Here is a 25,836-nt window from a genome sequence, read left to right as displayed (position 1 = left end):
ACGCCTCAGGCGTTGTCGCCCCGGATCGCCGCGATGACCGCGTCGGTGACCTGACGGGTCGTCGCTGTGCCGCCGAGGTCCGGCGTGTGCAGGTTCGGATCCGCGGTGACCCGCTCGACCGCGCGCATCAGCCGGTCGGCCGCCGGCTTCTCGCCGAGGTGCTCCAGCATCTGGCACGCCGTCCAGAAGGTCGCGACCGGGTTGGCGATACCCTTGCCGGCGATGTCGAAGGCCGAGCCGTGGATCGGCTCGAACATCGACGGGTAGGTCCGCTCCGGGTTGATGTTGGCGGTCGGCGCGATGCCGAGCGACCCGGCGAGCGCCGCCGCGAGGTCCGAAAGGATGTCCGCGTGCAGGTTCGTCGCCACGATCGTGTCGAGGGTCTCGGGCTTCGTCACCATGCGCATCGTCATGGCGTCGACCAGCATCTTGTCCCAGGTCACGTCCGGGAAGTCCTTCGCGACCGCGGCGGCGATCTCGTCCCACATCACCATGGCGTGGCGCTGGGCGTTGGACTTGGTGACCACGGTGAGCAGCTTGCGCGGACGGGAGCGGGCGAGCTCGAACGCGTAGCGGATGATCCGGTCGACCCCCGAGCGGGTCATCATCGAGACGTCGGTGGCGACCTCGTTGGGATGGCCCTGGTGGACCCGTCCGCCGACGCCGGCATACTCGCCCTCCGAGTTCTCCCGCACGATCACCCAGTCGAGCTCCGGACCCGAGACGTTGCGCAGCGGGCTGTTGATGCCCGGCAGGATCCGGGTCGGGCGGACGTTGGCGTACTGGTCGAAGGGCTGGCAGATCGCGAGCCGCAGGCCCCAGAGGGTGATGTGGTCGGGCACGTCCGGCGCCCCAACCGCGCCGAAGAAGATCGCGTCGTGGTTCCGGATCTGGTCGCGGCCGTCGGCCGGCATCATCGCGCCGTGCCTCTTGTAGTAGTCCGATCCCCAATCGAAATGGTCGAACTGGAAGGCGAAGGAGCCGGTCTTCTCGGCCAGCGCGTCGAGCACCTCGATGCCGGCGGCGATGACCTCGACGCCGATGCCGTCCGCGGGGATGGCCGCGATGGTGTAGGTCTTCGTCATGGGTGTCTTCTCGTGTGTCTTCGGGGGCGAGACGAGAAAGCGAGCGCGTGACGGTGGGCGCGGGCTCGGTGTCCGGATCGGGACGTGTAACGTTTTGTGACACTGTGCAGTTTCGCGTTGCCGTGCCGCCGGCCGCCCCTATGCTCGCCCCATGCACGAGGGCACCACCATCGCCATCGTCGAGGACGATCCCGACATCCGCGCCCTGCTCGCCGGCTACCTGGAGGGCGAGGGGTTCCGCGCCGTCGCCCTCGACGGCGGCTCGGCCCTCGACCGCCTGATCGCGGCGGGCCCCGCGCCCGACCTCGTCGTCCTCGACTGGATGCTGCCCGGCGAGGACGGCCTCTCCATCTGCCGCCGCCTCCGCGACGCCGGTGGGCCGCCCGTCGTCATGCTGACCGCCAAGGACGAGGACATCGACCGGGTCCTCGGCCTGGAGATGGGCGCCGACGACTACGTCTCGAAGCCGTTCAACCCGCGGGTCCTGCTGGCCCGGATCCGCGCGGTCCTGCGACGGGCCCACGGCGCCGGCGGCCAGCCCGCCGCGGCCGCCCCCGAGCGTCTCAGTGTCGCCGACCTCGTCGTCGATCTCGCGGCCCGCACCGTGATCACCGGCGATCCCGCCGCCGAGATCCCGCTGACCAGCGCCGAGTACGACCTGCTCCACTGCTTCGTCACCCGGCCACAGCGGGTGCTCTCGCGCGACCAGCTCCTCGACTGGACCCGGGGCCGGACCGCCGACGCCTTCGACCGCACCATCGACGTCCAGGTCAGCCGCCTGCGGCACAAGCTCGACGCCTCGGGCAGTCAGGCCGCGTCCCTGCTCAGGACCGTGCGCAATGCCGGCTACATCCTGGCCGCCCCGGTCCGCTCCGGAACGCCGTGATGGGCCGCGTCGGGCTTCTCGGGCGCATCATGCTGCTCCTGCTCGGCGCCCTCTCCCTGCTCGTCCTCGCCACCGTGGCCCTGGATCACTGGCAGCGCCGGGAGGAGCGGCTGCCCGCGGGCTCGCGCTTCCCGCGGGTCGACCAGGCCGCCGGCATCATGACGCTGCTGCGCGACGCGGATCCCGCCCAGAGGCCGGCCATCCTGAAGGCGGTCAGCGGCGAGGTGCTGCGGGCCGAGATCGTCGACGCGCCGCCCGACACCGTCGACCTGATCCGCGAGCCCCGCCTGGAAACCCGGATCCGGCGGATGACGGCCGAGCCGGCCGACCGCGTCCAGGCCTACACCGACGCCGCCCTGCTGCGCCGCGGCGTCGATCCGGCCAACATCGCGCAGGCCGAGCGCGCCGGGCCGATCGGACGCCTCGCGCTGGCGACCTACCGGCTGCCCGACGGCCGGTACGCCGTGATCAGCGCGGCCGAGCATCATCGCTCGCTCATGCCGTGGCTGTTCGGCCAGCCGCTGAGCCTCTGGGTCGCGGTGCTCGGCGCCGCGGCGGCCGGTCTCGTCCTGGTCGGCACGCGCCACGAACTCGCGCCGCTGCGCCGCCTCACCGACGCGGTCTCCCGGTTCGACGGCCGCGCCCCGGAGCGGGTGAGCGCGCCCCGGGGGGCGCCCGAGATCCGGCGTCTCGCCCAGGCAGTGCAGGGCATGCAGGAGCGGATCGCCGGCCTCATGGCCGAGCGCTCGCTGCTGATCGGCGCCATCTCGCACGACCTCAAGACCTACCTGACGCGGCTGCGCCTCCGCGCCGAAGTGGTGGCGGAGCCGATGCTCCGGGACAAGCTCGTGGCGGATCTCGACGCCATGACCGAGCTGATCGAGGCGTCCCTGGGGTTCGCCCGCGGCACCGCCGTCGAGGCGACCCGGGCGCCGGTGGATCTCGCCGATCTCGTCGCCGTCGAGGTAGCCGAGCACGCCGCCCAGGGCGCCACGATCAGCCTGACCGGCGAGGAGGTGCGGGACGCCACGGTGGCCGGCGACGCGGTCGCCCTGCGCCGGGTCGTGGCCAACCTGATCGGGAACGCCGTCAAGTTCGGACGCTCCTCGGTGGCGGTGGCGGTGAGCCGGGCCGGGACGGTCTGCCGCATCGTCGTCGAGGATGACGGTCCGGGCATTCCCGAGGCGGAGCGGACGGCGGTGTTCAGCCCGTACTACCGGGTCGAGCGCTCGCGCAGCCGGCAGACCGGCGGGACCGGCCTGGGCCTCGCCATCAGCCGGCAGATCGCCGAGGCCCACGGCGGCACGGTGGTGGCGGAGGCCGGCGCGGACGGCGGCGCGCGGCTCGTCGTGACCCTGCCAAGCCTGTCCTGACGGCGGGCCGCAACGGGCCCGCAACCGGCCGTTACACATCGTTACAGGACGGCGCTCCCCGGTCACATCCGGGCAGCGCGCGCGGACGAACCTTCGCTCACACGCCGCGGCGGATCCTCCGTCCCGGCGGCGGCAGCCGGCCCCGGGCCGCGCTGACCGATCGAGCAGACGGAGATCACCGATGTTGAAGGTTCTCGCTCCCGCCGCCCTCCTCGTGAGCCTCGCGGTGCCCGCCTCGGCGCTGCCGCTGGTGCAGGACGCCGTCTCCGACGGCGCCGACGGCGCCCGGATCATCCAGGTCTACGGCGGCTGCGGCCCCTACGGCCATCGCGGCCCGTACGGCGGCTGCCGCACCGGAGGCCAGTGGGGCGGCTACATCCGCGGCCGCTCGTGCCCGGCGGGCTTCCACATCGGCCCCTACGGCCGCCGCTGCTGGCCGAACTGAGACGCCGGGACGCTCGATCGCGTCCCCCGTTCCGCGTCCGGCCCCGCGGCCGGACTCCCGTGGAGACACTCCCGGAGTTGAGTCATGATCCGCACTCTCGTCATGCCCGTGGCGCTCGCCGCGGGGGTCCTGTTGGCCGGCTCGAGCGCCGAGGCGCGCGACGGCTGCGGGCCCGGCTTCCACCGCAACGTCTACGGCTGGTGCCGGCCGAATCTGGGCTACAGGCCGTTCGTCTACGTCCCGGTCTATCCGCGCGTCGGCTACCGGTGGCACTACGGCTACCGCTGGCACCGACGCTTCGCGTGGGGCGGCGGCTATCGCTGGGGCGGCTTCCGCCATGCCGGCTGGCATGGGGGATGGCATGGGGGATGGCGCGGCGGCTGGCATCGGGGCTGGCACGGTGGCTGGCACCACGGCGGCTGGCACCATCGCTGGTGAGCCCGGGGCGGATCCGGCCGCGCTCGTCCGCTACGGCAGGACCAGGCCGGAGGCCGCGTAGGTCAGGGCCGCGACAAGGGCCGCGGCCGGCATCGTGATCACCCAGGCGATCACGATGCCCTGCGCGACGTTCCAGCGGACCGCCGAGACCCGGCGCGCGGCGCCGACGCCGACGATGGCGCCCGTGATCGTGTGGGTGGTCGAGACCGGGACGCCGAAGGCCGTCGCGGCGAACAGCGTCGCGGCGCCGCCGGTCTCTGCGCAGAATCCCTGCATGGGCGACAGCCGCGTGATCTTCGACCCCATCGTGTGGACGATGCGCCAGCCGCCCATCAGGGTGCCGAGGGCCATGGCGGTCTGGCAGGACAGCACCACCCAGAGGGGCACGTGGAAAGCCCCGCTCTCGCCGTGGGCGTAGAGCAGGGCCGCGATGATGCCCATGGTCTTCTGGGCGTCGTTGCCGCCGTGGCCGAGGGAGTAGAGCGAGGCCGAGACGAACTGCAGGCCCCGGAACACGCGGTCCACGGCGTGCGGCGTCGAGTGGACGAAGATCCACGAGACCGCCAGCATCAGCAGCAGCCCGAGGGCGAAGCCCAGGGCCGGCGAGAGGACGATGGCGGCGCTGGTGGCGATGACGCCGGGCCAGACGATCACGCCGACCCCCGCCTTGGCGATGCCGGCGCCGAGCAGGCCCCCGATCAGGGCGTGGGAGCTGGAGGACGGGATGCCGGCGTACCACGTGACCAGGTTCCACGTGATGGCGCCGCCGAGCGCGCCCATGATGACCCGGTCGTCCACCGTCGCGACGTCGATGATGCCCGAGCCGACCGTGCCGGCGACGTGCAGGCCGAAGACCAGGAAGGCCACGAAGTTGAAGAACGCCGCCCAGAACACGGCGTAGCGGGGCGCCAGCACCCGCGTCGACACGATCGTGGCGATGGAGTTCGCGGCGTCGTGCAGCCCGTTCAGGAAGTCGAAGACCAGGGCGAGGACGATGAGGACGACGAGGAGCGTCACGCGGCGACCTGCGGCTCAGACATGTTCGACGACGATGCTGCTGATCTGGTTCGCCACGTCCTCGAACCGGTCCATGACCTTCTCCAAGTGGCCGTACAGCTCGGACCCGACGAGGAAGGCCATGGGGTCCCGCCCCGAGGCCTTGAACAGGGCCTTCAGCCCGTCATTGTGCAGGTCGTCGGCCCGCCCCTCCAGCTCGATGACGCGCTCGGTCAGGCTGTTCAGCGCGGCGGCGTTCTCGCCGAGGGCCCGCAGCTTCGGCAGCGCCTCGGCGGTGACCTGCGCGGCCTCCTGGATGACCGCGCCCATCTCGCGCATCGCCGGCTCGAAGGTGGTCACCTCGAAGAGCTGGACCGCCTTGGCGGTCTTGAGCATCTGGTCGATGGCGTCGTCGAGGGAGCCGACCAGGGCCTGGATGTCGCCGCGGTCGAACGGCGTGATGAAGGTCCGGCGGACCGCCAGCAGCGCCTCGCGGGTGATCCCGTCGGCCGCGTCCTCGTGGGCCGCGATCGCCGCGTAGGCCGCCGGGACGGCCTGAGTCCCGTCGAGAAGTCCTCGCAGGGCGGCCGCGCCGTCCTCGAGCGTCCGCGCGTGACGCTCGAAGAGATCGAAGAACCGGTCCTCCCGCGGCATCAGGGCGCGAAACCAAGCCAGCATGGCGTGTCCGGATCGAGAGGTCGGCGCGGCGGCCGGGTGCGACGGCACCCGGCAGCAGGCACAACGGGCGAGAGCGCCGACCCGATCCGGGAGCCGGCAAACAATCTGCCGGCGGGGTGGCGCCGGCCGGCGCCGCTCAGCGGACCGGGCTGGCGGCGGCGTGGAGCCAGCCGAAATCCACCGGGTAGCCGAGCCCGTGCAGCATCTTGACCCGCTTCCAGGAGGCCGACCGCGCCGCGGCCGCGTCCTGCCCGGCGTCGATCTCGGCGCTCTCCATCTCCTGGAGCTCGCGGGTCAGCGACTCGCGGAGGCCTGCGGCCTTCATGTTGCCGAGCGCGGCGGTGAAGGCCTGCTCGGCGATCCGAACCTGATCACAAATCTGACGCACGCTCATCAGTACCGATCCCTCCAGCCCGGCGTGAACACTGCATTTCCGCAGTGAACAGATAGCTATCACGCGAGCCGGCGGCGGGAGATGTACGTCTTTGGTGCAGCGCTAGTCACCGCATGGGGAGCAGGCCGGGTCGCCGCATCGTCCGCGGCGGACGCGCCCAGCGCCGCTTGCGCCCGAAGGTGCGGCGCGGATCGGAGAGGCGCGCGTCCATCTCCATCTTGCGACCCAACCGCGGCTGGACGCTGGCGCCGATCGCCACCAGCGCGGCCGAACCGATCAGCGCGACGAGTACCGCACCCCAGAACACGCTCTCGAACATCAGGCACTCCCGGTCTGGAGCCCCGCCGCGGACCGTTCCGGACTGCGGACGATTGCTGATGAAGCTAGACCATTGCCGCGAATGTAATCAACGCCCTGTATCGCCCGGTATTCAACTGTCGACAACTGATTGCGCCCAACCCGAGACACCCGCGCTCGTGGCGGGCGTCCCGTCCTTGCGCGGGATCAATGCGCGCGCCGCCCCGGTCTCCCACGATCCCCGCGCCCAACCGGAGCCCGGACCATGCGCCTCTATCGCGTCACCTTCTACAAGACCGTCGCGGACGATACCGGCCACGAGCACCGGGTGCGGCAGCGCGCGATCCTGGTCCGGGCGCCGTCGGAGGTGTCGGCCGTCTGGCAGGCCAAGGCGCTGCTCTGCGCGGGGGCCCGGGTGGTCGACTGGCGCCTGCGCGCCGACAGCTGCGAGGTCGCCGCCCTGCCGGCCGCCGCGTAGGTCGACCGGACCTGCGGGCACCGGGACCGGCCCGGATCCGCACCGGCCATCGACCTCTCACCCGAGCCCGTCCCTCTCGCTTCCGGGACGTGCGGGTGGATCCGAGACGACGGGGTGCGGCCTCCGCGCTCGGCCTCGTGACCGGGACCGCGCCCCGGCCGCAACGTCAGCGGGTGCGGCACCGCACGCCGCGGGACCGGGCCCGTCCCGCTGCGGCCCCATTCCGCTGCGACACGGCCCCGGTCGGCGAGGCGATCGCCAGCGCCCGCTCCCTCTGCCTCGCGGTGGCGGCGACGATCCCGACGCCGGACCCCCGCTCCCCGCCGAGCCCGCCTCGGCGGGCCGGGCCGATCGGGGCGGATTTTACCAAGCGTTCATCCTCCGGGTGTCCGATCCGGAGGGTCACAGGCGGGAAAGCGGAAGCGATGCCGAGCGAGACGAACCGAGCGATTCAGGATGCCCCGGCGCAGGAGCCGATCCTGGAACTGTGGCGCATCCTCGCCCTGGCGCTCATCGTCGCGGCCGGCATGCTGTTCGTCCATCTGGTCGTTCCCGCCGAGGCCGACGCGTCGTCGGCACCGCTCGCGACGGTCCATAAAGCGGCCAGCCACACCCCGCGGTGAGGCGCGCGGCCCCGGAGGGCGACCGACGCGGCGCCTGAGCGACGCGGTCCGCTGAAACGGCACAGCGGACGACCGGTCAGCCCGGACCGGGCATCACCCGACGAAGCCTCGGCGGCGCGCGAGGCGCCGCGTCACTGCATCGGCAGCGGCACCGCCTCCACGGCGACGTCGCCGATGCCCCGGGCGGCGAGGGCCGCGCGCAGGGCGTCGGTCAGGCAGGTGCCGGCCGTGAAGGCGCCGAGCGCCGAGCCGTGCCGGTCCGCCTCGCGGGGGAGGGGGCCGATCAGCTGCACGACGCGCCGGGCGATGGCGGGCGCCGGGTCGATCCAGGTCACCGGCCAGGGCGCGACCGCCTGGAGGCGCGGCAGCAGCAGCGGATAGTGGGTACAGGCGAGGCAGACCACGTCGGTGCGCCGCCCGTCCGCCTCGGTGACGAAGCAGGGGGCGATCTCGGCGGCGAGGGTGGCGTCGTCCACCGGCGCGCCCGCGAGCTCGGTCTCCGCGAAGCCGGCGAGGTTCTGCGAGCCGACCAGCGTCACCGCGCAGGAGCCCGCGTAGGTCGCGATCAGGTCGTGGGTGTAGGAGCGCGCCACCGTGCCGGGCGTCGCCAGCAGGGTCACGAGCCGCGAGCGCGTCGCCTCGGCGGCGGGCTTGATCGGTGGGACCACCCCCACGAAGGGCGTCGTGAAGCGCTGGCGCAGCGCCGGGAGCACCAGCGTCGAGGCTGTGTTGCAGGCGATGACCACGAGGTCGGGCCGGTGGGTCGCGACCAGCCGCTCCATCACGGCGAGGACGCGGGCGACGAGGGTCGCCTCCGAGAGCCGGCCGTACGGGAAGGCGGCGTCGTCGCCGACATAGACGTAGCGGGCATCCGGGCGGGCGCGCCGCACCGCGTCGAGGACGGTCAGGCCGCCGAGGCCGGAATCGAACACCAGGATGGTCGGCTCTGCGGCGCAGCGCAGAGCGGCGGCGGACAGGCTGGCCCCGGCCATCAGATCGATCCGCATGAGAACCCCGGACTCCTCGAAGAGCGTCCCAAAATCTCGGCAGCGAGGGTTAAGGCGGTGTCACTGCGGCGAGAGAAAGACCCGTGATCCCCAACCCGTTCCGTTAACCGGCGCGCCGACGCGGCGAAGAGGCCCGGTGGGCCGAGCGGCGACCGCGCGTCGACCAGGCGCACGCGAAGCCGCCGCGTCCGCTCTTGCAGAGGTTGTCGGAACACGGCCGGAACATATCTTCTGCGCGCCGGCCGGGGTCGAGAAGACGGTTCTCGGTCAGGCCCGAAAAAAGGGATCATCGTCATGGCAGCGACAGCCGCACTGCGCCCGGACGAGAGACGCGACCCCGCGGCACCGGCCTTCCCGCCGCCGCACGTCACGGCCCGGCCGATCGACCGGGCCGCCTGGATCGCCGCCTACCGGCAGGTCCGGAGCGAGACCGAGCGCCGCGCCGCGCCGCTCTCGCCGGAAGACCAGCAGGTCCAGTCGATGGCCGATGCCAGCCCGACCAAGTGGCACCGGGCGCACGTCACGTGGTTCTTCGAGCAGTTCCTGCTGCGGGAGCACCTGCCGGGCTACGCGATCTACGACGCGCGGCTGCACTACCTGTTCAACTCGTACTACGTGGCGGCCGGTCCCCGTCAGCCGCGCATCCAGCGCGGCATGATCACCCGCCCGACCATGGCGGAGGTCGCGGCCTACCGCGCCCATATCGACCGGGCGGTCGAGGCCCTGCTGGGCCAGGCCTCCGAGCGCGCGCTCGAGGCGGTGCTGCCGATCCTGGAGATCGGCCTCTACCACGAGCAGCAGCACCAGGAGCTCCTCCTCACCGACATCCTGCACGCCTTCGCGCAGAACCCGCTGAACCCGGCCTACGACCCGGACTGGCGCTTCCCGAAGGCGGCGGCGCAGGCCGGCCAGGTCACCCTCGACCGCGCGATCGCGTGGATCGGGCATGCGGGCGAGGGGTTCTCGTTCGACAACGAGTCGCCCCGGCACGAGACGCTGATCCCGGCCGGCCGCCTCGACCGGGCGCTGGTGACGAACCGCCAGTGGCTCGCCTTCATGGAGGATGGCGGCTACGCCAAGCCGGAGCTGTGGCTCTCCGACGGCTGGTATGCCGGGCCGGCGGAGGGCTGGGAGGCCCCCGGCTACTGGCGCCGGGACGGGGAGGGGTGGGCGACCATGACGCTGGGCGGCGAGCGCCCGGTGGATCTCGACGCCCCTGTCACCCACGTCAGCTACTACGAGGCCGACGCCTACGCCCGCTGGGCCGGCCGCTTCCTGCCGACCGAGTTCGAGTGGGAGGTCGCGGCCCGCGACGGCAGTCTGCCGGACGCCTTCGGCCTCGTCTGGCAATGGACCCGCAGCGCCTACGTCCCCTACCCGGGGTACCGGCCGCTCCCGGGGGCGCTCGGCGAGTACAACGGCAAGTTCATGGCCAACCAGTTCGTGCTGCGGGGCTCGTCGGTGGCGACCCCAGAGGGCCATGCCCGGCTGCCGTACCGCAACTTCTTCTATCCGCACCAGCGCTGGCAGTTCACCGGCCTGCGCCTCGCCGACGCCGCCTGACGCGCCCCGGAGCCGCCCTTGACCATCAAGCCCACCTTCGCCGACGCGACGCCGGTCACGCTGGACGCGCCGCCGCTGAGCTTCCTCGACGACGTCCGCGCGGGCCTGTCCAAGCCCCAGAAGGCCCTGTCGCCGAAATACTTCTACGACGAGGCCGGGTCCGCGCTGTTCGAGGCGATCACGCGGCTCCCGGAATACTACCCGACCCGGACCGAGATCGGCATCATCGACGCCTGCGGGCCCGAGATCGCCGCGCTGCTGCCGGCCCACGCGGCGCTGGTGGAGTTCGGCAGCGGCTCGACCGTGAAGCTGCGCCGTCTCCTGCGCCACCTCGACACCCTCGCGGCCTACGTGCCGGTGGACGTCTCCGGCGAGTTCCTGCGCGGGCAGGCGGAGGTCCTGCGGGGCGACTTCCCGGACCTGCGGGTCGAGCCGGTCGTGGCCGACTTCACCCGCGACTTCGACCTGCCGGACAGCCTGAACGGCCTGCCGCGCGCCGGGTTCTTCCCGGGCTCGACCATCGGCAACTTCGACCCGCACGAGGCCGAGGCGCTGCTGCGCCGGTTCGGGCGGATCCTGGGGCCGGGCGCCCACATGATCGTCGGCGTCGACCTCGTGAAGGACCCGGCGGTGCTGGAGACCGCCTACGACGACGCGCAGGGCGTGACGGCGGCCTTCAACCTCAACCTCCTGACCCGGATCAACCGGGAACTCGCCGGCCGCTTCGAGCCCGGCGCGTTCAGCCACCGGGCGGTGTTCAACACCGACGCCTCGCGGATCGAGATGCATCTCGTCGCCCGCGACGCCCAGGCGGTGCGGGTCGGCGCCGACACCTTCGCGTTCGCGGCGGGCGAGACGATCCACACCGAGAGCAGCTACAAGTACACGCCGGCCACGTTCCGCGCGCTGACCGAGCGGGCGGGCTGGACGTGGCTGACGGTCTGGACCGACCCGGACCAGCTGTTCTCGGTCCACGCGCTCCGGCTGGACTGAGCGGGGCCGGGCGGGGCACGCGAACCCATGCGCTTCGGCCCGCGCTGGTTCCTGCTGGTGGCGCCCGCCCTGGGAGCCCTGGCGGGGCTCCTCTACGGGGTGATCTTCGGGATCGCCCCGCTGACCGGGACGGCGATCCGCGGCGCGATCATCGGCACGCCGATCCTGCTCTACGAGCGGCAGCTGCTGGCGCCGCGCCTGCGCGACCGCATCCGCGGCCTCGCGACGCCGCTGTTCCTGCTCGCCACCGTGGCGCTCTACATCGCGCTGATCGTGGTCGGGAACGCGGTCGCCAGCACGGTGCTGAACCAGCTGTTCCGCTTCATGTACAGCGAGCGGAACGCGATGCTGATGTCGCAGTCCGGCCTGCTCTACGCGCTCGGCATCTCGGCCCTGGTGGTGTTCGTGTTCCGGGTCCGCGACCTGATCGGCCCCGGCGTCTTCGCCAACCTGCTGATCGGGCGCTACCACCGGCCGATCAGCGAGGAGCGGATCTTCCTCTTCCTCGACGTGACCGGATCGACGCGCTTCGCCGACCGCCACGGCGACCGGGCGGCGCAGGCCTATCTCGGGCAGGTGTTCAACGCCCTGGCGCTGCCGGTGGCCCGCGCCCGCGGCTCCATCGACGACTACGTCGGCGACCTCGCGCTGGTGACCTGGACGATGGAGCGAGGCCTGCGCGACGCCGCCTGCCTGCGCTGCGTCTTCGCGTTCCAGGAGCGCCTCGCCGCCGAGGCGGAGAGCTGGCGGGATCGCTTCGGGCAGGTGCCGCAGTTCCGCGCCGCGCTGCATTGCGGTCCGGTCGTGACCGCGGAGATCGGGCTGGAGCGGCACAAGATCGCGTATTTCGGCGACGTCGTGAACACGACGGCCCGGCTGGAGGCCCTGTCGAAGACCTTGGGGGTCGACGTCCTCGTCTCGGCCGACCTCCTCGCCCGGCTCGGCCCGCTGCCGGACGACCTCGTGGCGGAGGATCTCGGGGCGCACGCCCTGCGCGGCCGCGCCGAGCCCCTGGCAGTGGCGGCGATCCGGCGCCGGGCCGCCGTCGCGGCACCCGCGCGGCCGCTGCCGAGCCGCGCCGCGACCGCCTGAGCGGGCCGCCAAGACGGATGGCCAACACGGATAGCCGAGACGGATGGCCGAGACGGGCCGCTCAGGCGCCCAGCGCCTTCAGCACCGCCCGGGCGGCGCGCTCGCCGTCGAGGGTCGCCCCGCCCACCGTCATGGCGCCGCCGCCCGCCAGCGCCTCCCCGGCGAAGAACACGCGCCCGCCGACCGGCGCGCGCAGGCGGTCGCGGGCCTCCGCGTGGCCGGGGGCGGCGATCGAGTAGGAGCCCCGGGCGTGCGGGTCCGTCCACCAGCCGGCGAGGCGCCCGGCCTGGACGGCGCTGCGGGCGCCGCCGCCGAGGACCGCGACCAGGCGCTCGGTGGCGAGCGCCACCGCCTCCGCCTCGCCGGCCCGGCACAGGTCGCGCGCGAGGTCGCCGCCGAGATTGGCCACCGCCAGGGACCGGCCGAAGGGCTGCATCTCGAAGTAGATCGTCGGGCCGCCCGTCGCCACCGAGACCGCGTCGCCGAGGTCGGCGCCGTCGAGGCGCGCGGGGTCGAGGCGCAGGCCGATCTTGGTGTAGGCGCCCATCGACAGGCCGTCGAGCGCCGTCCGGGCGGCGTCCGGCAGGTCCGGCGCGAACGCCACGGCTCCGGCCTTCAGCACGCCGACCGGCACCGTGACGATGGCGGCGGCGGCCGCGATCGTGCCCCGCGCCGTCTCGACTCGGACCCCGCGGCCCGACCAGTCGATCGCCCGTACGGGGCAGTTGAGGCTGACCGGCAGGTCGGCGAAGTGCCGCGCCACGAGGTCGCCGTAGCCGTCGATCCAGAGGTCGGAGCCGGACCAGAGCCGGTCGTAGTCCACGGCCGAGACCCGCTCGGGATCCTCGCCGAGGGAGAGCCGGCTCAGGCCGGCCGCCGCCAGGGCGGCGTCGGGGCCGCCGGCCCGGGCCGCCTCCGCCAGGGACGGGTCGCCGCCCTTCGGGGCGAGCAGCGCGTCGAGGCCGGAGAAGCCGGCACGCCGCTGCGCCGCCTCGGCGGCGGTGGCGGGACGGCCGTCGACGACGAGCCGCCGCGCCCAGCCGTCCTCGCGGGCGACGTGCGCCCCGGCGGCCCGGGCGATGGGCGCCCAGGGATTGCGCTCGGCCCAGTGGATGTACTCGGCGCCGGCGTCGAACCGGCACGCGGCGCCGAGCGCCCGGTCGGTGAAGGCGCGGCCGCCGATCCGGTCCCGGGCCTCGACGAGGGTGAAACTCTGCCCGGCCGCCCGCAGGAGGGCGGCGGCCGCGAGCCCCGCGGCCCCGGCGCCGACGACGACCACGGATCCGCCGCCGGCGCGGGCCCGGAGGGCCGGCATCGCCAGGAGGGGGGCGGCGAGCAGCGATCGACGGGTCGGTGTCATGGGCGCGCCCGCTCGGAACCGTCCGGAGGCGTCGCCTCCCCCGCGCCGGGACCCGCGGCGGCGCGCTAGCCGCGCGCGCCCTGCGGGCCCGAACGCTTCTCCATCATGGCCTTGACCTGCATCAGCTGGTCCCAGACCTGGCCCGGCGAGGTGCCGAAGAAGTCGAAGCCGGCGGCGATGCCCCAGTAGATGCCGAAGCAGATGAACGGCACGAGCACCCAGGCCAGCACCTCCTCGCCGCGGCGGCGCCGCTGGCGACGCCGGCGCCGCTCCTCGCGCCGGGTGAGCTTCTTGGGGGGCGCCGGCTGCGCGACGGGGGACAGAGGTCCCTCGTGCAGGTTGTCAGTCATCGGGCGCCTCCTCGCCGCGGCGCATGCGCGTCGCGGCGGTCATAGACCGGCGGCCCCCGAGTCCGGAAGGCCGCCGGCCGGCCTGCACACCATTAGGCGCGCACGAGTGGCACCTTCGGCACGGTCCGGACGCCGCCGCCCGAGCTGCCGCCGCCGCCCTTGTTGTCCTTCGGCGTCTTCTTCCGGGCCGCGGTGCGGGGCTTGGCGCGCTTGTGGCGCTTGGCGGCGTTGGTCACGTCCTTCTCGGGCTTGGGCGTCACGGGACCCGCCGGGAAGTCGAAGCCCAGGCTGTCCTTGGCGCCGGCCTTGGCCTCGCCGTCCTCCGGCTTGCGGACGACCACGCGGACCGCGCCGCCGTCCTTCAGCTTGCCGAACAGGACCTCGTCGGCGAGCGGCGTCTTGATGGTCGACTGGATCAGCCGGGCCATCGGGCGCGCGCCCATCGCGTCGTCGTAGCCGTGCTCCACCAGCCAGTCCCGGGCCTCGTCGGAGAGCTCGATCGTGACGTTGCGGTCGGCGAGCTGCGCCTCGAGCTGGAGGACGAACTTGTCCACCACCTTCGCCACCACGTCCTTCGGCAGGTGGCCGAACGAGATGATTGCGTCGAGCCGGTTGCGGAATTCCGGCGCGAACAGCCGGTTGATCGCCTCGACGTCGTCACCGGAGCGCTTCGACTGGGTGAAGCCGTAGGCCGCCTTGGCCAGGTCCGAGGCACCCGCGTTCGACGTCATGATGATGATGACGTTGCGGAAATCGACCTGCTTGCCGTTGTGGTCGGTCAGCTTCCCGTGGTCCATCACCTGCAGCAGGATATTGAACAGGTCCGGATGCGCCTTCTCGATCTCGTCGAGCAGGAGCACGCAGTGCGGGTGCTGGTCGATCCCGTCGGTGAGCAGGCCGCCCTGGTCGAAGCCCACGTAGCCGGGGGGCGCGCCGATCAGGCGGCTCACCGTGTGGCGCTCCATGTACTCCGACATGTCGAAGCGCAGCATCTCGACGCCGAGCGAGGCGGCGAGCTGCTTGGCGGCCTCGGTCTTGCCGACGCCGGTCGGGCCCGCGAACAGGTACGAGCCGATCGGCTTGTCCGGGTCGCGCAGGCCGGCCCGGGCCAGCTTGATCGCCGAGGTGAGGGCCTCGATGGCGTTCGGCTGTCCGTAGACCACGCGCTTCAGGTTCTCGGTCAGGTGCTGGAGCACCACCGCGTCGTCCTTGGAGACCGTCTTCGGCGGGATCCGGGCCATCGTGGCGATGGTCGCCTCGATCTCCTTGATGCCGATGGTGCGCTTGCGGCGCGCCTCCGGCACCAGCATCTGCGAGGCGCCGGTCTCGTCGATCACGTCGATCGCCTTGTCGGGCAGCTTGCGGTCGTTGATGTAGCGGGCCGACAGCTCCACCGCGGCCTTCACGGCCTCGGTCGTGTACTTGAGCTTGTGGAACTCCTCGAAGTACGGCCGCAGGCCCTTCACGATCTCGATCGTGTCGGGGATCGACGGCTCGTTGACGTCGATCTTCTGGAACCGCCGCACCAGGGCACGGTCCTTCTCGAAGTACTGGCGGTACTCCTTGTAGGTGGTCGAGCCGATGCAGCGCAGCGTGCCGGAGGCGAGCGCCGGCTTGAGCAGGTTCGACGCGTCCATGGCCCCGCCCGAGGTCGCGCCGGCGCCGATCACCGTGTGGATCTCGTCGATGAACATGATCGCGTTCGGGTGCGCCTCGATCTCCTTCATCACCTGCTTGAGGCGCTCCTCGAAGTCGCCCCGGTAGCGGGTGCCGGCGAGCAGCGTGCCCATGTCGAGGGAGAAGACGGTCGCGTCGGCGAGAACCTCCGGCACCTCGTGCTGGATGATCTTGCGCGCCAGACCTTCGGCGATCGCGGTCTTGCCGACGCCGGGATCGCCGACCAGCAGCGGGTTGTTCTTCTGCCGGCGGCAGAGGACCTGGATCGTCCGCTGGACCTCGCTCTCGCGGCCGATCAGCGGGTCGATCTTGCCGTCGCGGGCCTTCTTGTTGAGGTTGACGCAGTAGGCGTCGAGCGCGTCGCCCTTCTTCTTGGCACCGCGGGGATCGCCCTCGTCGCTCGGACGCTCGGACGCGCCCTCCTCGTCGGCACCGCGCACGGGCTTCGCCTCGGAGGCGCCGGGCCGCTTGGCGATGCCGTGGCTGATGTAGTTGACCGCGTCGTAGCGGGTCATGTCCTGCTCCTGCAGGAAGTAGGCGGCGTGGCTCTCGCGCTCGGCGAAGATCGCCACCAGCACGTTGGCGCCGGTCACCTCCTCGCGGCCCGACGACTGGACGTGGATCACGGCGCGCTGGATCACGCGCTGGAACCCGGCCGTGGGCTTGGCGTCCTGCCGGCCATCGCCGGTGAGGTTGGAGAGCTCGGTGTCGACGTAGTCGACCAAGCTGCGCTTGAGCGTGTCGATCTCGACGTTGCAGGCGCGCATGACCGCGGCCGCATCTTGGTCATCCACCAGGGCGAGCAGGAGATGCTCCAGCGTCGCGTATTCGTGCCGGCGCTCCCCGGCGAGCGCCAGGGCGCGGTGGAGGGCTTGTTCTAGGCTGCGTGAGAAGCTTGGCAAAGCTGGCCTCTGTCCTTCGTGCCTACCGCGAGCGGCGCCTATTTCTTTTCCATAACGCACTGGAGAGGATGTTGGTGTTTGCGTGCGAAGTCCATGACCTGCGTCACCTTGGTCTCCGCCACCTCGTAGGTGAAGACCCCGCACTCGCCGACCCCGTTCTGATGCACGTGCATCATGATCTGGTAGGCGTCCTCGTGGCTCTTGTTGAAGAACCGCTCGACCACCAGGACCACGAACTCCATCGGCGTATAGTCGTCGTTCAGAAGGAGTACCCGGTACAGACTCGGCCGCTTGGTCCGCGGCTTCGTGCGCGTGATGATCGCGGTGTTGGACCGGTCGTCGCCCCCGGGCGTGCGCGAACCGGATGCCGTGACCGCGATACGCGCCGGCCGGTGCTCCCTGGTCGAACTCGCGGTGCCCTGCATGGGGACCTGTCTCATGTGCGTCGAACCGATCCCTTGCTCGGAGCGGGCGCCGCCGGCCCTCACGGCCGATCCTGATCCTGGCCTGCCGGGAGCAGCGCTCAGCTCCACGCCGTTTAATCTACAGACGGTGAGCCGACTTCGCCAGACGCCTGTGCGCACTTGTCCGCCCTGCACCGCGCGTCCCCGGCGCATGATGGCCGACCCGCTAGCGCGCCGGGCCGGGACGGGCCGCGGCCGGTGCCACCGCCTTCGGCCGCACAAACGCGCCGGTCAGGCCCAGCAACGCGTCGCCGGCGGCGGCCGAGCGGGCCGCGGCGCGCTCCCCGGCCCGCTGCAGGTACGCGGCCTGCACCGCCAGGATCTCGGTCGGGCTGCGGGCCGTCGCCAGCGCCCCCCAGGTCGCCCCGAGATCGTCGAGGGCCTTCTTGACCGAGTCGAGATACTCGATGCCGAGGGTCTGGGCCGCCCGGCTCGCGATCCCGAACCGCCGCAGGGGCGTCCCGAAGCCGGAGGCGACCGGGCTCAGGGGGAGGGCAGGGGGTCTCTGCATCGCCGATCTCCGGTCCGCCGCCGAGCCGGCCCGCCATCCGCGACCGACACTTTCGGATCGCCGCGAGAGTGTGCGGCACGACAGCCAGCGTCAAGCTCGGGCCTGTAAGAGCGGCCGGCCGCGACCGGCACGGCATGGCCGACCGGCAACAGCGGGTCGGGAACGGCCGGTAAGCGGATGCCGGACCGGCACGATCCGGCACTCGCCGCGATCGCATTAACGGGCCTGTAACTGCACTTGCCTAACTCTCCACTGATGCAGCGGGGCCACGTGATCGGCGGAAGGCTCTGCAGGGGATACGACCGGCCAGATCCGGTCTCGCGAGGCAATCAGGCGTGATGCGTAGCGTAGTAGGCCGCTCCCGGACGATTCCAGCGCTCCCGGCCGCGATCCTGGCCGCCGCCGTCCTGACGGCCATGGCCTCACCGGCCGACGCCCGGCGCGGTCGGCACCACCACCATGCCCGCGCCGGCGGCGGCTACAACCCGCCCTACGCGGCGATGGTCGTGGACGTGAAGAGCGGCAAGACCTTGCACGCGGTGAACGAGGACGCCCTGCGGCACCCGGCCTCGATCACCAAGGTGATGACGCTCTACATGCTGTTCGAGCAGATGGAGCGGGGCAAGTTCGCCCTCGATTCCGACCTGACCATCTCGGCCCACGCCGCCGCCCAGGCGCCGTCCAAGCTCGGCCTGCGCCCCGGCCAGACCATCTCGGTCGAGGACGCCATCAAGGCGATCGTGACGAAGTCGGCGAACGACGTGGCCTGCGCCATCGGCGAGAACATCGCCGGCTCCGAGGAGCGCTTCGCCCAGATGATGACCGCGAAGGCCCACGCCCTCGGCATGAGCCGCACGCACTACGCCAACGCCTCGGGCCTGCCCGATCCGGACCAGCTGACCACCGCGCGCGACCTCACCGTGCTGGCGCGGGCGATCCAGGACCGGTTCCCGCACTACTACCGCTACTTCCAGACCCGGTCCTTCGCGTTCCGCGGCCGGGTGATCGGCAACCACAACCGCCTGCTGGGCAACGTCCAGGGCGTCGACGGGATCAAGACCGGCTACACCCGGGATTCCGGCTTCAACCTGATGACCGCGGCGAAGTCCGAGGGGCGCCAGATCGTGGCGATCGTGCTGGGCGGCAAGTCCGGCGCGAGCCGCGACCGGATCATGGCCGACCTCGTCCGCGCCAGCCTGCCGCGCGCCTATGCCGGCGCCCGGATCTCGGCGCCGGTCACCGAGGTCGCCGAGCGCGCCCGCCCGGCGGTCGTCGCCGACGCGGTCTCGCGGACCCGCACGCAGGTCGCCTCGGCGGACGACGAGGACGTCGAGACGACCGGCACCACCGGCGAGCCCCTCGACCTGTCCCCCGCCAAGACGACGACGCCGGGCGGCACTTGGAAGCCCGGCCCGCAGGGCATCCCGAAGGCGGCCCAGGCCTATGCCGGCGGCGGCAACGCCCAGCCGCCCTTCCCGGGCGCGTCCAAGTCCACGGCCCGAGTGGCCTCCCTCGAGCGCGACGAGCCGCCGAAGGCGGTCTCCGGCGCCCGCGTCGTCCCGACCGCCTGGGTGATCCAGCTCGGCGCCATGGATGACGAGTCCAAGGCCCGGACGATGCTCTCGGAGGCGCGCGCCAAGGTCGGCGGCAGCCTGTCGAAGGCCGCGCCCTACACGGTCAAGGTCGAGCACGGCGGCACCACGCTGTTCCGCGCCCGCTTCTCGGGCTTCGCCGAGCAGGATTCCGCCCAGGAGGCCTGCTCGGCCCTGAAGCGCAGCGGCTTCAGCTGCTTCGCCACGCGGAGCTGAGACCCGCGAGACCCGCCGGCGCGCCCCCGCGCCGCGTTTCGCGAGCCACCGGCGCGCCCGCGCGCCGGTTACGGAACGGCCGCGACCGAGTTCGTCCGCGGCCGACGATCGGTAACTCTCTGACAACGCGCGTGGAGTTCAGCGATGTCGGTTCAGAAGCCTGTCCCGGGCCGCGTTGACGCGCGCCGCGCCCTCGGCGCTGCCCCCCTGGTCGGGGTGGGCGCGCTTCATGAGAGACCGGTGGGCCGACCGGATCTCCTCAGCGGTCGCCCCGCGCTGAAGCCCCAGGATCTCGTACGCCTGCTCCTGCGTCATCGCCCCTGGATGCGGCGGACGGCGCGGCCGCGGGTCGCGATCGCCCTCAGCGTCTACACGCCATCCGGGCGCCCGGCGGTCGAGATACGGCTCTAGCAGGGCGGCGCCGGCGGCGTCGCGGATCCGGCAGAGCCGCAGCAGCTCGACCACGGCCCCGGTGGGCATGCTGTCGAGCCACGCGCCGGCGCCCGGCCCCGCGATGACGCGGCCCGTGCGCAGGCTGCCGTCCGGGCGCACGAGGGCGTCGATCAGGACCGTGCGGAAGCGGCGGTCCTCCGGGTCGCGCGGGCGCTCGCCGGATCCCGGCCGGATCAGCCGGCGCAGCCGCGCGGTCATGGCGGCCTGGCCCTCGATCATCCAGACGCCGCTCAGCCCGAGCAGTGCCGCGAGGACGAAGTTCCCGCGCAGGAGCAGGAACCCGGCCGCGAGCAGCGCGAAGGCGCCGAAGGTCGGCAGACGCGCCCGCCCGAGGGCGGCGCCGAGGCCAGCCCGGAGACCGCCGCGGAGCCTCCGGCCGAGGCCGCCCGAGTTCTTCGACAGCCACCACAGGGTCAGGCAGGCGAGCAGGCCGGCGAACAGCACCATCGCTCAGCGCCGCACGCCGTAGAGGGCGGACGCGCTCCCGCCGATCTGGATGCTCGTCCCGTCCCCGAGATCGAAGTGGCCCGGCCGGCGCGGCGTCGGCGGGCGCACGCTCGCGTCGCAGCCGGGCTGCGGCGGGAGGCGCACGCCCTCGGGCAGGTTCTCCGGGCAGAGGCGCGCGCGCGTCGGCGCCTCACCGGCCCGCGCGGCGGCGGCGAGGAGGATCAGGGTCAGGAGGAGGGCCGCGCGCGTCATCGCCGGTTCTCCGCGACCTCGGCGGTGGTGACGCGGACCTGCCGGATCCGGCCGTCGCGCTCCACCTTGAGGGTCACGCCGGCGCCGAGACCGGCCTCCTCGATGGCCGCGGTCAGGTCCGCGAGGCGGTGGACCGGGCGATCGTTGGCCTCGACGATCACGTCGCCGAGGTCGCCGGTCTGCGGGTCGACGCCGCGCAGACCGGCCTGCGCGGCCGGGGAGCCGGGCAGCACCCGCACGATGACCACGCCGTCGATGCCGAGCCGCGCGGTGGCCGCCTCCTGGGCGGCGATGATGCCGATGCCGGGATTGCGCACGCGGCCGGCCTTGATCAGCTCCGGCACGATCCGGTTCACCACGTCGACGGGGATCGCGAAGCCGATGCCGGCGCTGGCGCCGGACGGTGACACGATGGCGGTGTTGACGCCGATCAGCCGGCCCGCGGAATCGAGGAGCGGGCCGCCGGAATTGCCCGGGTTGATCGCCGCGTCCGTCTGGATGACGCCGGACACTTCGCGGCCCTCACTCGTCGGCATACGGCGGCGCACGGCGCTGATGACGCCGGTGGTCAGCGTGTGGTCGAGGCCGAACGGGTTGCCGATGGCGAAGGCCGACTGCCCGACCTTGAGATCGGCCGAGGTGCCGATCGCCAGCGGCGGCGGCATGGTCCGCACCCGCCCCAATTGCAGGACCGCGAGGTCGTAGGACGGCGCCATCCCGACGAGGGTGGCGGGCACGACCTCGCCGTCGCTCATCCGGACCGAGACCGAGCCGCCGCTCCGCGCGGCGTTCTGCACGACGTGGGTGTTGGTGACGATGTGGCCGGCGCCGTCCCACACGAAGCCGGTGCCGGTCTGCGTCCCGCCCTGCTCACCGCCCTGGTCGTCGAGGTCGAGCAGGTCGCGGTTCTGCGCGGCGCCCTGCGCGAAAACGTGAACGACGGACGGGCTCGCGCGCTCGAACAGCGCGACCGTCGAGGACTCGGCCGGCGCCAGATCGCCGCGGGCCGTGATCGCCCGGGGCGTATCGGCCGCGTAGAGCAGCGGCTGCAAGTAGGGCTGGGCGACGTAGAGCGCCAGCAGGACCAGGACCGCGGCGAGGACGATGCGCACGGTACGATCCGGCACGGGTGACTCCGAGAGAAGCGCGTAGGCGGGCCCCGACGGGCCGAGCCTTAAGTGCGCGTTCAGGATCGGGGCGTCAACACAGAGAGGCGCCGCCGCCGACAGGCCCCTGACGTGTTCTGGCGCACGTCGGCGACCGGCGCAGACTGGCTAACGGAATGGTCATCATTCAGGAGCCACAATTCTCGCAAGTCCAGGGCAGCTCAGTCGCGCTCAATACGGACATGGAACACCGAACCGCGCCCGAACTCGTGCCTCGGCACCGGATGCTGGTTTCGAGAACCGCCCGAATTGATCGCAAAGCTGCCGCAGAGATGCTTGCATTGACGCTCAGACCATCGATCGCCGCAGCCCCTCGGCAGAGCCCGGCGGCGGCGATCTGAACGGTCCAAAACGGTTCGGAAGGACGAGTACCCATGGAAACCGAAGCTCTGGAACGGCCCGCGGATCTGACGATCTGGCGCACGGCCCCGGCGAGCGCCCCGCTCGCGCAGCCCGAGCGCTACCGGACCCTGCGGGAGGCGATCGCCGCCGCGGCCGGCGCCCTGGCCGACCCGGCCAAGCAACCCTGGATCATCACCGAAGAGGGCGAGATCCTCTCGCCGAACTGGATCCGCACCTACCTGAACTGACGATCGATCACCCGGAGAACGGGGATACCGGGGACGGCGGCGCGCAGCCCCGCCCCGGTACCCCGCCGGCTCACTCCGCGGCGTCCGACTGGCGGAAGCCCTCGATCCCGACCTGGTCGGGGTTGATCGCGTGCAGCGCCCGGCGGGCCGCCTCGAGCGGGTGCTCGGCCTCGATCCGGACCGAGGTCAGATCCGGGCTCTTGTAGACCGTCACGATCGTGTCCATCACCTCGGTCAGCGTCGTGCGCTTGTCCTCGGGGGCGGCGATCAGCAGCTGCAGCCCCCAGGCGCGGTAGAGATCGACCAGCGCCTGGCTGTTGCGCACGTCGAGCTTCGAGAACGCCTCGTCGAGCAGGCACAGGCCGAGCCCCGGATTCTCGTCGCCCGGCCGGTCGCCCGGGTAGTAGGCGCTGGCGAGCGACGCGGCGATCGCCACGTAGAACGGCGCCTGCGCCTCGCCGCCGGAGCCGCGCAGCGCCCGGGCCGACATCGTGGTGCGGTTGCCCGCCCGGTCGCGCATGCCGATCTCGTAGACGAAGTAGTTGCGATAATCGGCGAGCCGCGCCGCGTCGTCCGCGCCGGCGATCAGCGCGGTGATCTCCTCGAGCGCGGCCGCCATCGGCCCCTCGGCCTCGCCGGCGAGCAGCGCCTGCGCGGCCTCGGGCGAGCGGGCGGTCTCGGTGGCCAGCGCGTGGACGGCGGCGTAGCGGCGGTCCACCGCCGCCTCGAACGCGTAGGTCTGGCCGGTGAAGCTGCGCGCCGAGAGCCGCTCGTTCAGGGCCGCGAGCCGGGCATGGACCCGCTCGAACCGGTCGGCGAGGCGCGTCAGCAGGTCCTCGGTCATGAGGCGGCGCATCTCGGACTCGGCCCGCTCGGCCTGCGCCCGGTAGCGGCGCAGCTCGTGCCCCTCGACCGCCTCGTATTCCCGGCGCACCCAGGCGAAGCCGTCGATCGCCGGGGCGTCGCCCGAGGCGAGCGGGTTCTCCACCCGCCAAGCGGCGCAGGCCTCCGCCAGCTCGCGCTCGGCGATGCGCCCGTGCGAGCGAGCGGCCTCGGCGGAATCCCGCGCGAGACCGCGCTCGGCGCTCACCCGCGCCCCGGCCGCCTTGGCGTCGAGGCCGGCGAGCGCCCGCCGGGCCTCGGCGACCGCGCCGAGGTCGAAGGGCTCGGCGCGGGCGAGGCGCACCCGCGCCGCGTCGCCCGCGCTCAGCTGGCGCAGGGCCGCGCGGCGGGCCGACAGGGCGGCGCGGACGGCCTCGCGCATAGGCCCCATCCGGGCGCGCAGGGCCGCCTCGTCGGCGAGCAGGCGGTCGAGCTTCGGCTCCAGCTCCTCCGACAATTCCCGCAGGTAGCCGACCCGCTCGGTGGTCAGCGCGGCGATCTCGGCGGCGAGCCCGGCCGTGTCGCGCTTCTCGATGCCCTCCCGCTCGGTCTGGAGCGTGCGCCGCCGCCCCTCGAGCCCGTCGAGCTCCGCCCGCAGGGCCTCCACGTCGTCGAGCCCCCGGGCGACGCGGGCCCGGATCGCCGCCGCCGTCCGGGCGGCCTCGCGCAGGACCGCGGCCTCGCCGCGCAGGCGCCGCGCCTCCGCGACGGCGATCTCGTGGGCGCGGCGGCTGTCGGCGGTCGGCCCGCGATGGCCGCGGGTCATCAGCAGGTCGACGCTGCGGGTGACCGTGTAGGCCATGCCGGCCGTGGTCCGGCCGCTCGGCGCCACGGCCCGGGACAGGCGCGCCAGTTCGGCATCGTCCCGGGCGAGGTCGTAGCCGCCGAGCCGCACGCCGAGGAAGGCCTCCGCGTGGGGGTCGCTGGTCTCGATCACGGTCAGCGGACCGTCGTCGTAGCGGCGGGCGCGCTGCTTGGCGGTGTCGGTGGTCTTGACCAGGATGCAGCGGCTGAAGCGGTCGCGGCCCGATTGCAGCACGCCGAGGGCCTCGCTCAGCCGGTCCGGGGCGACCACCAGGGCCTCGCGGGCGCGCCCGAGCAGCCCTTCGAGCGCCGGCCCCCAGGTCGGGTCGACGATCTCGGCCAATTCGCAGATCGGCAGCGCGTCGATGCCGCGCCGCTCCAGCTCGCCGCGGAACGCCACCGTGTCGGAGGACAGCCGCGCCGCCGGGCCGCCGCCGGTGCGCGGCGCCGACCGCTCGGCCTCGCTCTCCTGCGCGCGGGCCTTGAGCGCCGCGTCCTCGGCGGCCCGCTCCAGGGCCTCGTCGAAGTCGGGCAGGCGCGCCAGCCCGTCGGCCAGCTCGGCCAGTGGGCCGTCGGGGCGCAGGATCTCCTCGGGCGAGGCGTCCCGGCGCAGGCCAGCCCGGGCGCAGGCCTCGGCGAGGCGGGCCGCCTGCGGGCAGCTCTGCCGCAGGATCGGGGCGACCGGCTGGAGCTTGGCCATCTGCCCGACGAGGGCGACGAGGTCGCCGATCCGGCCGATCAGCTCCTTGCGGTCGCGCTCCAGCATGGACAGGCCGAGCGTCGAGGCCGCGAGCCGGCCCTCGGCGGCGCCCGCGGCGGCCAGCGCCTTCTTCTCGGCGATCTCGCCGTCGATCTCGCGGACGTAGCCGCGGCTCGCCGCGACGCGCTCGCGGGCGATGCGCAGGGTGTCGGCGCCCTCGCGGAGGCGGCCCCGGACGGCGATGAGGTCGAGGCTGCGGCGGCGCAGATCGGCGCTGGCCGCCCGCAGCTCGTGCGTCGCGGCGGCGAGGACCGCCTCGCCCCAGGCCTCGTAGCGGTCGCGCAGGCGCCGCAGGCGCCCGAGCCGGGTCTCCAGCTCGGCGATGGTCTCCCGGAGGCGCCGCCAGTTGGCGATGGAGTGGCGCACGCGCTCGACGTCGAGGGGTTCCGGCTCGAGCACGAAGGCGCGCACGAAGGCGCTGGTGTCGAAGATCGGCTTGAACGCCACCGCGTTGGCGAAGCTGCGCAGGAAGTGGCGCGGCTCCGGCGCCGGCGCGCCCTCGCGGAGGGTCGCCAGCACGTCGGCCGTGAAGCGCTCGCCGGAGGTGCGGTACTCGGTGAAGCTCGACGCGCGGGCGCGCAGCTCCGCGGCGATCTCGCTCCAGGGCGCCGTGTAGGTGCCGCCGGGGGCGGTGCGGGCGTAGTCGGAGACCTCGAACCGGTGCCCGACCGCGATGAAGCGCGACAGCACGGTCTCCTTCGGCTCGGCGGCCCGCGCCGCCAGGGCGAGGCCGACCGAGACCACGCGGCCGGAATCGGGGTTCTCGAAGACCAGCACCAGCACGGTCTCGCAGGATTCCCGCGTCGGGCGGCCGCCCTCCGCCGGGTCGCTGATCCAGCCCAGGCAGTAGTCGCGCACGGTGCGGGCGCTGCGGCCGGAGGCCGAGGCGTTGAGGGCGAGGCGGCTGGCGTTGTTGCCGGCCAGCACCGTGCCGACCGCATCGAAGATCGTCGACTTCCCGGCGCCGGTCGGCCCGACCAGCGCCGCGGCGCCGCGCAGGCGGATCTGCTCGCGGCGGATCAGGTACCAGTTCGAGATGGCGATGTCGGTGAGGACGTACAC

At 73.0% G+C, this 25,836-nt stretch carries 26 protein-coding genes; 11 read left to right on the top strand and 15 right to left on the bottom strand.

The features are described from left to right. Window positions 1-5: 5 nt before the first annotated feature. On the bottom strand, window positions 6-1,085 hold the full coding sequence (locus BM419_RS03420; protein WP_091924962.1) for a tartrate dehydrogenase: 1,080 nt from the start codon (window positions 1,083-1,085) through the stop codon (window positions 6-8). 151 nt (window positions 1,086-1,236) lie between these two features. Here BM419_RS03420 and BM419_RS03415 point away from each other — a divergent pair, with 151 nt between their 5' ends. The 4 genes from BM419_RS03415 to BM419_RS03400 all read left to right on the top strand — a co-directional run bounded on the left by BM419_RS03415 (window position 1,237) and on the right by BM419_RS03400 (window position 4,227). Then, entirely contained in the window at window positions 1,237-1,971 is a 735-nt protein-coding gene (locus tag BM419_RS03415) for a response regulator (RefSeq protein WP_056525365.1), read from the top strand. After that, window positions 1,971-3,344 carry a sensor histidine kinase gene (locus tag BM419_RS03410; protein WP_056525369.1) on the top strand — a complete coding sequence of 458 codons (1,374 nt, stop codon included), beginning with the start codon at window positions 1,971-1,973 and terminating at the stop codon, window positions 3,342-3,344. Before BM419_RS03415 ends, BM419_RS03410 begins: the two co-directional genes overlap by 1 nt. Before the next feature lie 181 nt (window positions 3,345-3,525). Continuing rightward, on the top strand, window positions 3,526-3,789 hold the full coding sequence (locus BM419_RS03405; RefSeq protein ID WP_042673859.1) for a GCG_CRPN prefix-to-repeats domain-containing protein: 264 nt from the start codon (window positions 3,526-3,528) through the stop codon (window positions 3,787-3,789). An 84-nt stretch (window positions 3,790-3,873) separates the two neighbouring features. Next, on the top strand, window positions 3,874-4,227 hold the full coding sequence (locus BM419_RS03400) for a GCG_CRPN prefix-to-repeats domain-containing protein (protein WP_056525375.1): 354 nt from the start codon (window positions 3,874-3,876) through the stop codon (window positions 4,225-4,227). Window positions 4,228-4,257: 30 nt separating this feature from the next. On the opposite strand, the gene BM419_RS03395 is transcribed toward BM419_RS03400, so the two are convergent. From BM419_RS03395 to BM419_RS03380, 4 genes are all read right to left on the bottom strand, one after another. Continuing rightward, window positions 4,258-5,244 (bottom strand): inorganic phosphate transporter, encoded by a 987-nt coding sequence (locus BM419_RS03395; RefSeq protein ID WP_091924959.1) that lies wholly within the window; start codon window positions 5,242-5,244, stop codon window positions 4,258-4,260. Window positions 5,245-5,259: 15 nt separating this feature from the next. Then, entirely contained in the window at window positions 5,260-5,901 is a 642-nt protein-coding gene (locus BM419_RS03390; RefSeq protein ID WP_042673855.1) for a DUF47 domain-containing protein, read from the bottom strand. A 136-nt stretch (window positions 5,902-6,037) separates the two neighbouring features. Beyond that, the gene (locus BM419_RS03385) at window positions 6,038-6,295 is read right to left on the bottom strand and encodes a hypothetical protein (protein ID WP_042673854.1); all 258 of its coding nucleotides are present in this window, start codon (window positions 6,293-6,295) and stop codon (window positions 6,038-6,040) included. Window positions 6,296-6,401: 106 nt separating this feature from the next. After that, window positions 6,402-6,614 carry a hypothetical protein gene (locus tag BM419_RS03380; RefSeq protein WP_056525381.1) on the bottom strand — a complete coding sequence of 71 codons (213 nt, stop codon included), beginning with the start codon at window positions 6,612-6,614 and terminating at the stop codon, window positions 6,402-6,404. Between the two features lie 243 nt (window positions 6,615-6,857). On the opposite strand from BM419_RS03380, the gene BM419_RS03375 reads away from it, so the two are divergent. Further along, on the top strand, window positions 6,858-7,070 hold the full coding sequence (locus BM419_RS03375) for a hypothetical protein (protein WP_020095827.1): 213 nt from the start codon (window positions 6,858-6,860) through the stop codon (window positions 7,068-7,070). Window positions 7,071-7,495: 425 nt separating this feature from the next. Further along, window positions 7,496-7,693: a hypothetical protein gene (locus tag BM419_RS03370; RefSeq protein ID WP_056525384.1), complete on the top strand. Its 198-nt coding sequence runs from the start codon at window positions 7,496-7,498 to the stop codon at window positions 7,691-7,693. 131 nt (window positions 7,694-7,824) lie between these two features. Here BM419_RS03370 and murI read toward each other — a convergent pair whose 3' ends face one another. After that, window positions 7,825-8,700 (bottom strand): glutamate racemase, encoded by an 876-nt coding sequence (gene murI / locus BM419_RS03365; RefSeq protein ID WP_042674021.1) that lies wholly within the window; start codon window positions 8,698-8,700, stop codon window positions 7,825-7,827. A 294-nt stretch (window positions 8,701-8,994) separates the two neighbouring features. Here murI and egtB point away from each other — a divergent pair, with 294 nt between their 5' ends. Genes egtB through BM419_RS03350 form a run of 3 tightly spaced genes read left to right on the top strand, consistent with a single transcriptional unit; the run spans window position 8,995 to window position 12,348 of the window. Beyond that, window positions 8,995-10,263, top strand: a complete 1,269-nt coding sequence (gene egtB, locus BM419_RS03360; protein ID WP_056525387.1) for an ergothioneine biosynthesis protein EgtB — start codon at window positions 8,995-8,997, stop codon at window positions 10,261-10,263. Window positions 10,264-10,281: 18 nt separating this feature from the next. Then, window positions 10,282-11,256, top strand: a complete 975-nt coding sequence (gene egtD / locus BM419_RS03355) for an L-histidine N(alpha)-methyltransferase (RefSeq protein WP_056525389.1) — start codon at window positions 10,282-10,284, stop codon at window positions 11,254-11,256. Window positions 11,257-11,283: 27 nt separating this feature from the next. Then, window positions 11,284-12,348 (top strand): adenylate/guanylate cyclase domain-containing protein, encoded by a 1,065-nt coding sequence (locus BM419_RS03350; RefSeq protein ID WP_056525392.1) that lies wholly within the window; start codon window positions 11,284-11,286, stop codon window positions 12,346-12,348. A gap of 61 nt (window positions 12,349-12,409) precedes the next feature. On the opposite strand, the gene BM419_RS03345 is transcribed toward BM419_RS03350, so the two are convergent. From BM419_RS03345 to BM419_RS03325, 5 genes are all read right to left on the bottom strand, one after another. Further along, window positions 12,410-13,708, bottom strand: coding sequence for a flavin monoamine oxidase family protein (locus BM419_RS03345; protein WP_091924956.1), 1,299 nt, complete (start codon window positions 13,706-13,708; stop codon window positions 12,410-12,412). 65 nt (window positions 13,709-13,773) lie between these two features. Further along, window positions 13,774-14,058: a hypothetical protein gene (locus BM419_RS03340; protein ID WP_020095819.1), complete on the bottom strand. Its 285-nt coding sequence runs from the start codon at window positions 14,056-14,058 to the stop codon at window positions 13,774-13,776. 92 nt (window positions 14,059-14,150) lie between these two features. Continuing rightward, window positions 14,151-16,637, bottom strand: coding sequence for an ATP-dependent Clp protease ATP-binding subunit ClpA (clpA, locus tag BM419_RS03335; protein WP_026605345.1), 2,487 nt, complete (start codon window positions 16,635-16,637; stop codon window positions 14,151-14,153). Between the two features lie 38 nt (window positions 16,638-16,675). Next, window positions 16,676-17,062 carry an ATP-dependent Clp protease adapter ClpS gene (gene clpS, locus BM419_RS03330; protein ID WP_026605344.1) on the bottom strand — a complete coding sequence of 129 codons (387 nt, stop codon included), beginning with the start codon at window positions 17,060-17,062 and terminating at the stop codon, window positions 16,676-16,678. 205 nt (window positions 17,063-17,267) lie between these two features. Further along, complete coding sequence (locus BM419_RS03325) at window positions 17,268-17,612, bottom strand: phasin family protein (protein WP_091924953.1); 345 nt, start codon at window positions 17,610-17,612, stop codon at window positions 17,268-17,270. A 338-nt stretch (window positions 17,613-17,950) separates the two neighbouring features. Between BM419_RS03325 and BM419_RS03320 the strand changes: the two genes are divergently transcribed. Then, window positions 17,951-19,420 carry a D-alanyl-D-alanine carboxypeptidase gene (locus BM419_RS03320; RefSeq protein WP_091924950.1) on the top strand — a complete coding sequence of 490 codons (1,470 nt, stop codon included), beginning with the start codon at window positions 17,951-17,953 and terminating at the stop codon, window positions 19,418-19,420. A gap of 138 nt (window positions 19,421-19,558) precedes the next feature. Here the strand turns inward: BM419_RS03320 and BM419_RS03315 are convergent, their stop codons facing one another. From BM419_RS03315 to BM419_RS03305, 3 genes are read right to left on the bottom strand one after another with little or no spacing between them, the layout of a single operon-like run. Then, complete coding sequence (locus BM419_RS03315; protein WP_091924947.1) at window positions 19,559-20,320, bottom strand: J domain-containing protein; 762 nt, start codon at window positions 20,318-20,320, stop codon at window positions 19,559-19,561. Window positions 20,321-20,323: 3 nt separating this feature from the next. Beyond that, window positions 20,324-20,572: a hypothetical protein gene (locus BM419_RS03310; RefSeq protein ID WP_020095812.1), complete on the bottom strand. Its 249-nt coding sequence runs from the start codon at window positions 20,570-20,572 to the stop codon at window positions 20,324-20,326. Then, on the bottom strand, window positions 20,569-21,699 hold the full coding sequence (locus BM419_RS03305; protein ID WP_026605342.1) for a S1C family serine protease: 1,131 nt from the start codon (window positions 21,697-21,699) through the stop codon (window positions 20,569-20,571). The genes BM419_RS03310 and BM419_RS03305 overlap by 4 nt, the downstream gene beginning before the upstream one ends. A 413-nt stretch (window positions 21,700-22,112) precedes the next feature. On the opposite strand from BM419_RS03305, the gene BM419_RS03300 reads away from it, so the two are divergent. Next, window positions 22,113-22,328, top strand: a complete 216-nt coding sequence (locus tag BM419_RS03300) for a hypothetical protein (RefSeq protein WP_042674010.1) — start codon at window positions 22,113-22,115, stop codon at window positions 22,326-22,328. A gap of 70 nt (window positions 22,329-22,398) precedes the next feature. On the opposite strand, the gene BM419_RS03295 is transcribed toward BM419_RS03300, so the two are convergent. Continuing rightward, entirely contained in the window at window positions 22,399-25,836 is a 3,438-nt protein-coding gene (locus tag BM419_RS03295) for an SbcC/MukB-like Walker B domain-containing protein (RefSeq protein ID WP_091924944.1), read from the bottom strand.

The sequence above is a fragment of the Methylobacterium sp. yr668 genome (assembly GCF_900116245.1).
In the GTDB taxonomy this organism is placed as follows: domain Bacteria; phylum Pseudomonadota; class Alphaproteobacteria; order Rhizobiales; family Beijerinckiaceae; genus Methylobacterium.
This window is presented reverse-complemented; position numbering and strand designations above follow the sequence as displayed.

Coding starts and splice junctions, on each gene's coding strand:
- murI (WP_042674021.1), bottom strand. CDS start 8,700: ATGCGGATCGATCTGATGGCCGGGGCCAGCCTGTCCGCCGCCGCTCTG.
- BM419_RS03310 (WP_020095812.1), bottom strand. CDS start 20,572: ATGACGCGCGCGGCCCTCCTCCTGACCCTGATCCTCCTCGCCGCCGCC.
- BM419_RS03390 (WP_042673855.1), bottom strand. CDS start 5,901: ATGCTGGCTTGGTTTCGCGCCCTGATGCCGCGGGAGGACCGGTTCTTC.
- BM419_RS03385 (WP_042673854.1), bottom strand. CDS start 6,295: ATGAGCGTGCGTCAGATTTGTGATCAGGTTCGGATCGCCGAGCAGGCC.
- BM419_RS03340 (WP_020095819.1), bottom strand. CDS start 14,058: ATGACTGACAACCTGCACGAGGGACCTCTGTCCCCCGTCGCGCAGCCG.
- BM419_RS03315 (WP_091924947.1), bottom strand. CDS start 20,320: ATGGTGCTGTTCGCCGGCCTGCTCGCCTGCCTGACCCTGTGGTGGCTG.
- BM419_RS03345 (WP_091924956.1), bottom strand. CDS start 13,708: ATGACACCGACCCGTCGATCGCTGCTCGCCGCCCCCCTCCTGGCGATG.
- BM419_RS03320 (WP_091924950.1), top strand. CDS start 17,951: ATGCGTAGCGTAGTAGGCCGCTCCCGGACGATTCCAGCGCTCCCGGCC.
- BM419_RS03300 (WP_042674010.1), top strand. CDS start 22,113: ATGGAAACCGAAGCTCTGGAACGGCCCGCGGATCTGACGATCTGGCGC.
- BM419_RS03415 (WP_056525365.1), top strand. CDS start 1,237: ATGCACGAGGGCACCACCATCGCCATCGTCGAGGACGATCCCGACATC.
- BM419_RS03380 (WP_056525381.1), bottom strand. CDS start 6,614: ATGTTCGAGAGCGTGTTCTGGGGTGCGGTACTCGTCGCGCTGATCGGT.
- egtB (WP_056525387.1), top strand. CDS start 8,995: ATGGCAGCGACAGCCGCACTGCGCCCGGACGAGAGACGCGACCCCGCG.
- BM419_RS03325 (WP_091924953.1), bottom strand. CDS start 17,612: ATGCAGAGACCCCCTGCCCTCCCCCTGAGCCCGGTCGCCTCCGGCTTC.
- BM419_RS03400 (WP_056525375.1), top strand. CDS start 3,874: ATGATCCGCACTCTCGTCATGCCCGTGGCGCTCGCCGCGGGGGTCCTG.
- BM419_RS03350 (WP_056525392.1), top strand. CDS start 11,284: ATGCGCTTCGGCCCGCGCTGGTTCCTGCTGGTGGCGCCCGCCCTGGGA.
- clpS (WP_026605344.1), bottom strand. CDS start 17,062: ATGCAGGGCACCGCGAGTTCGACCAGGGAGCACCGGCCGGCGCGTATC.
- BM419_RS03420 (WP_091924962.1), bottom strand. CDS start 1,085: ATGACGAAGACCTACACCATCGCGGCCATCCCCGCGGACGGCATCGGC.
- BM419_RS03405 (WP_042673859.1), top strand. CDS start 3,526: ATGTTGAAGGTTCTCGCTCCCGCCGCCCTCCTCGTGAGCCTCGCGGTG.
- BM419_RS03410 (WP_056525369.1), top strand. CDS start 1,971: ATGGGCCGCGTCGGGCTTCTCGGGCGCATCATGCTGCTCCTGCTCGGC.
- BM419_RS03375 (WP_020095827.1), top strand. CDS start 6,858: ATGCGCCTCTATCGCGTCACCTTCTACAAGACCGTCGCGGACGATACC.
- BM419_RS03370 (WP_056525384.1), top strand. CDS start 7,496: ATGCCGAGCGAGACGAACCGAGCGATTCAGGATGCCCCGGCGCAGGAG.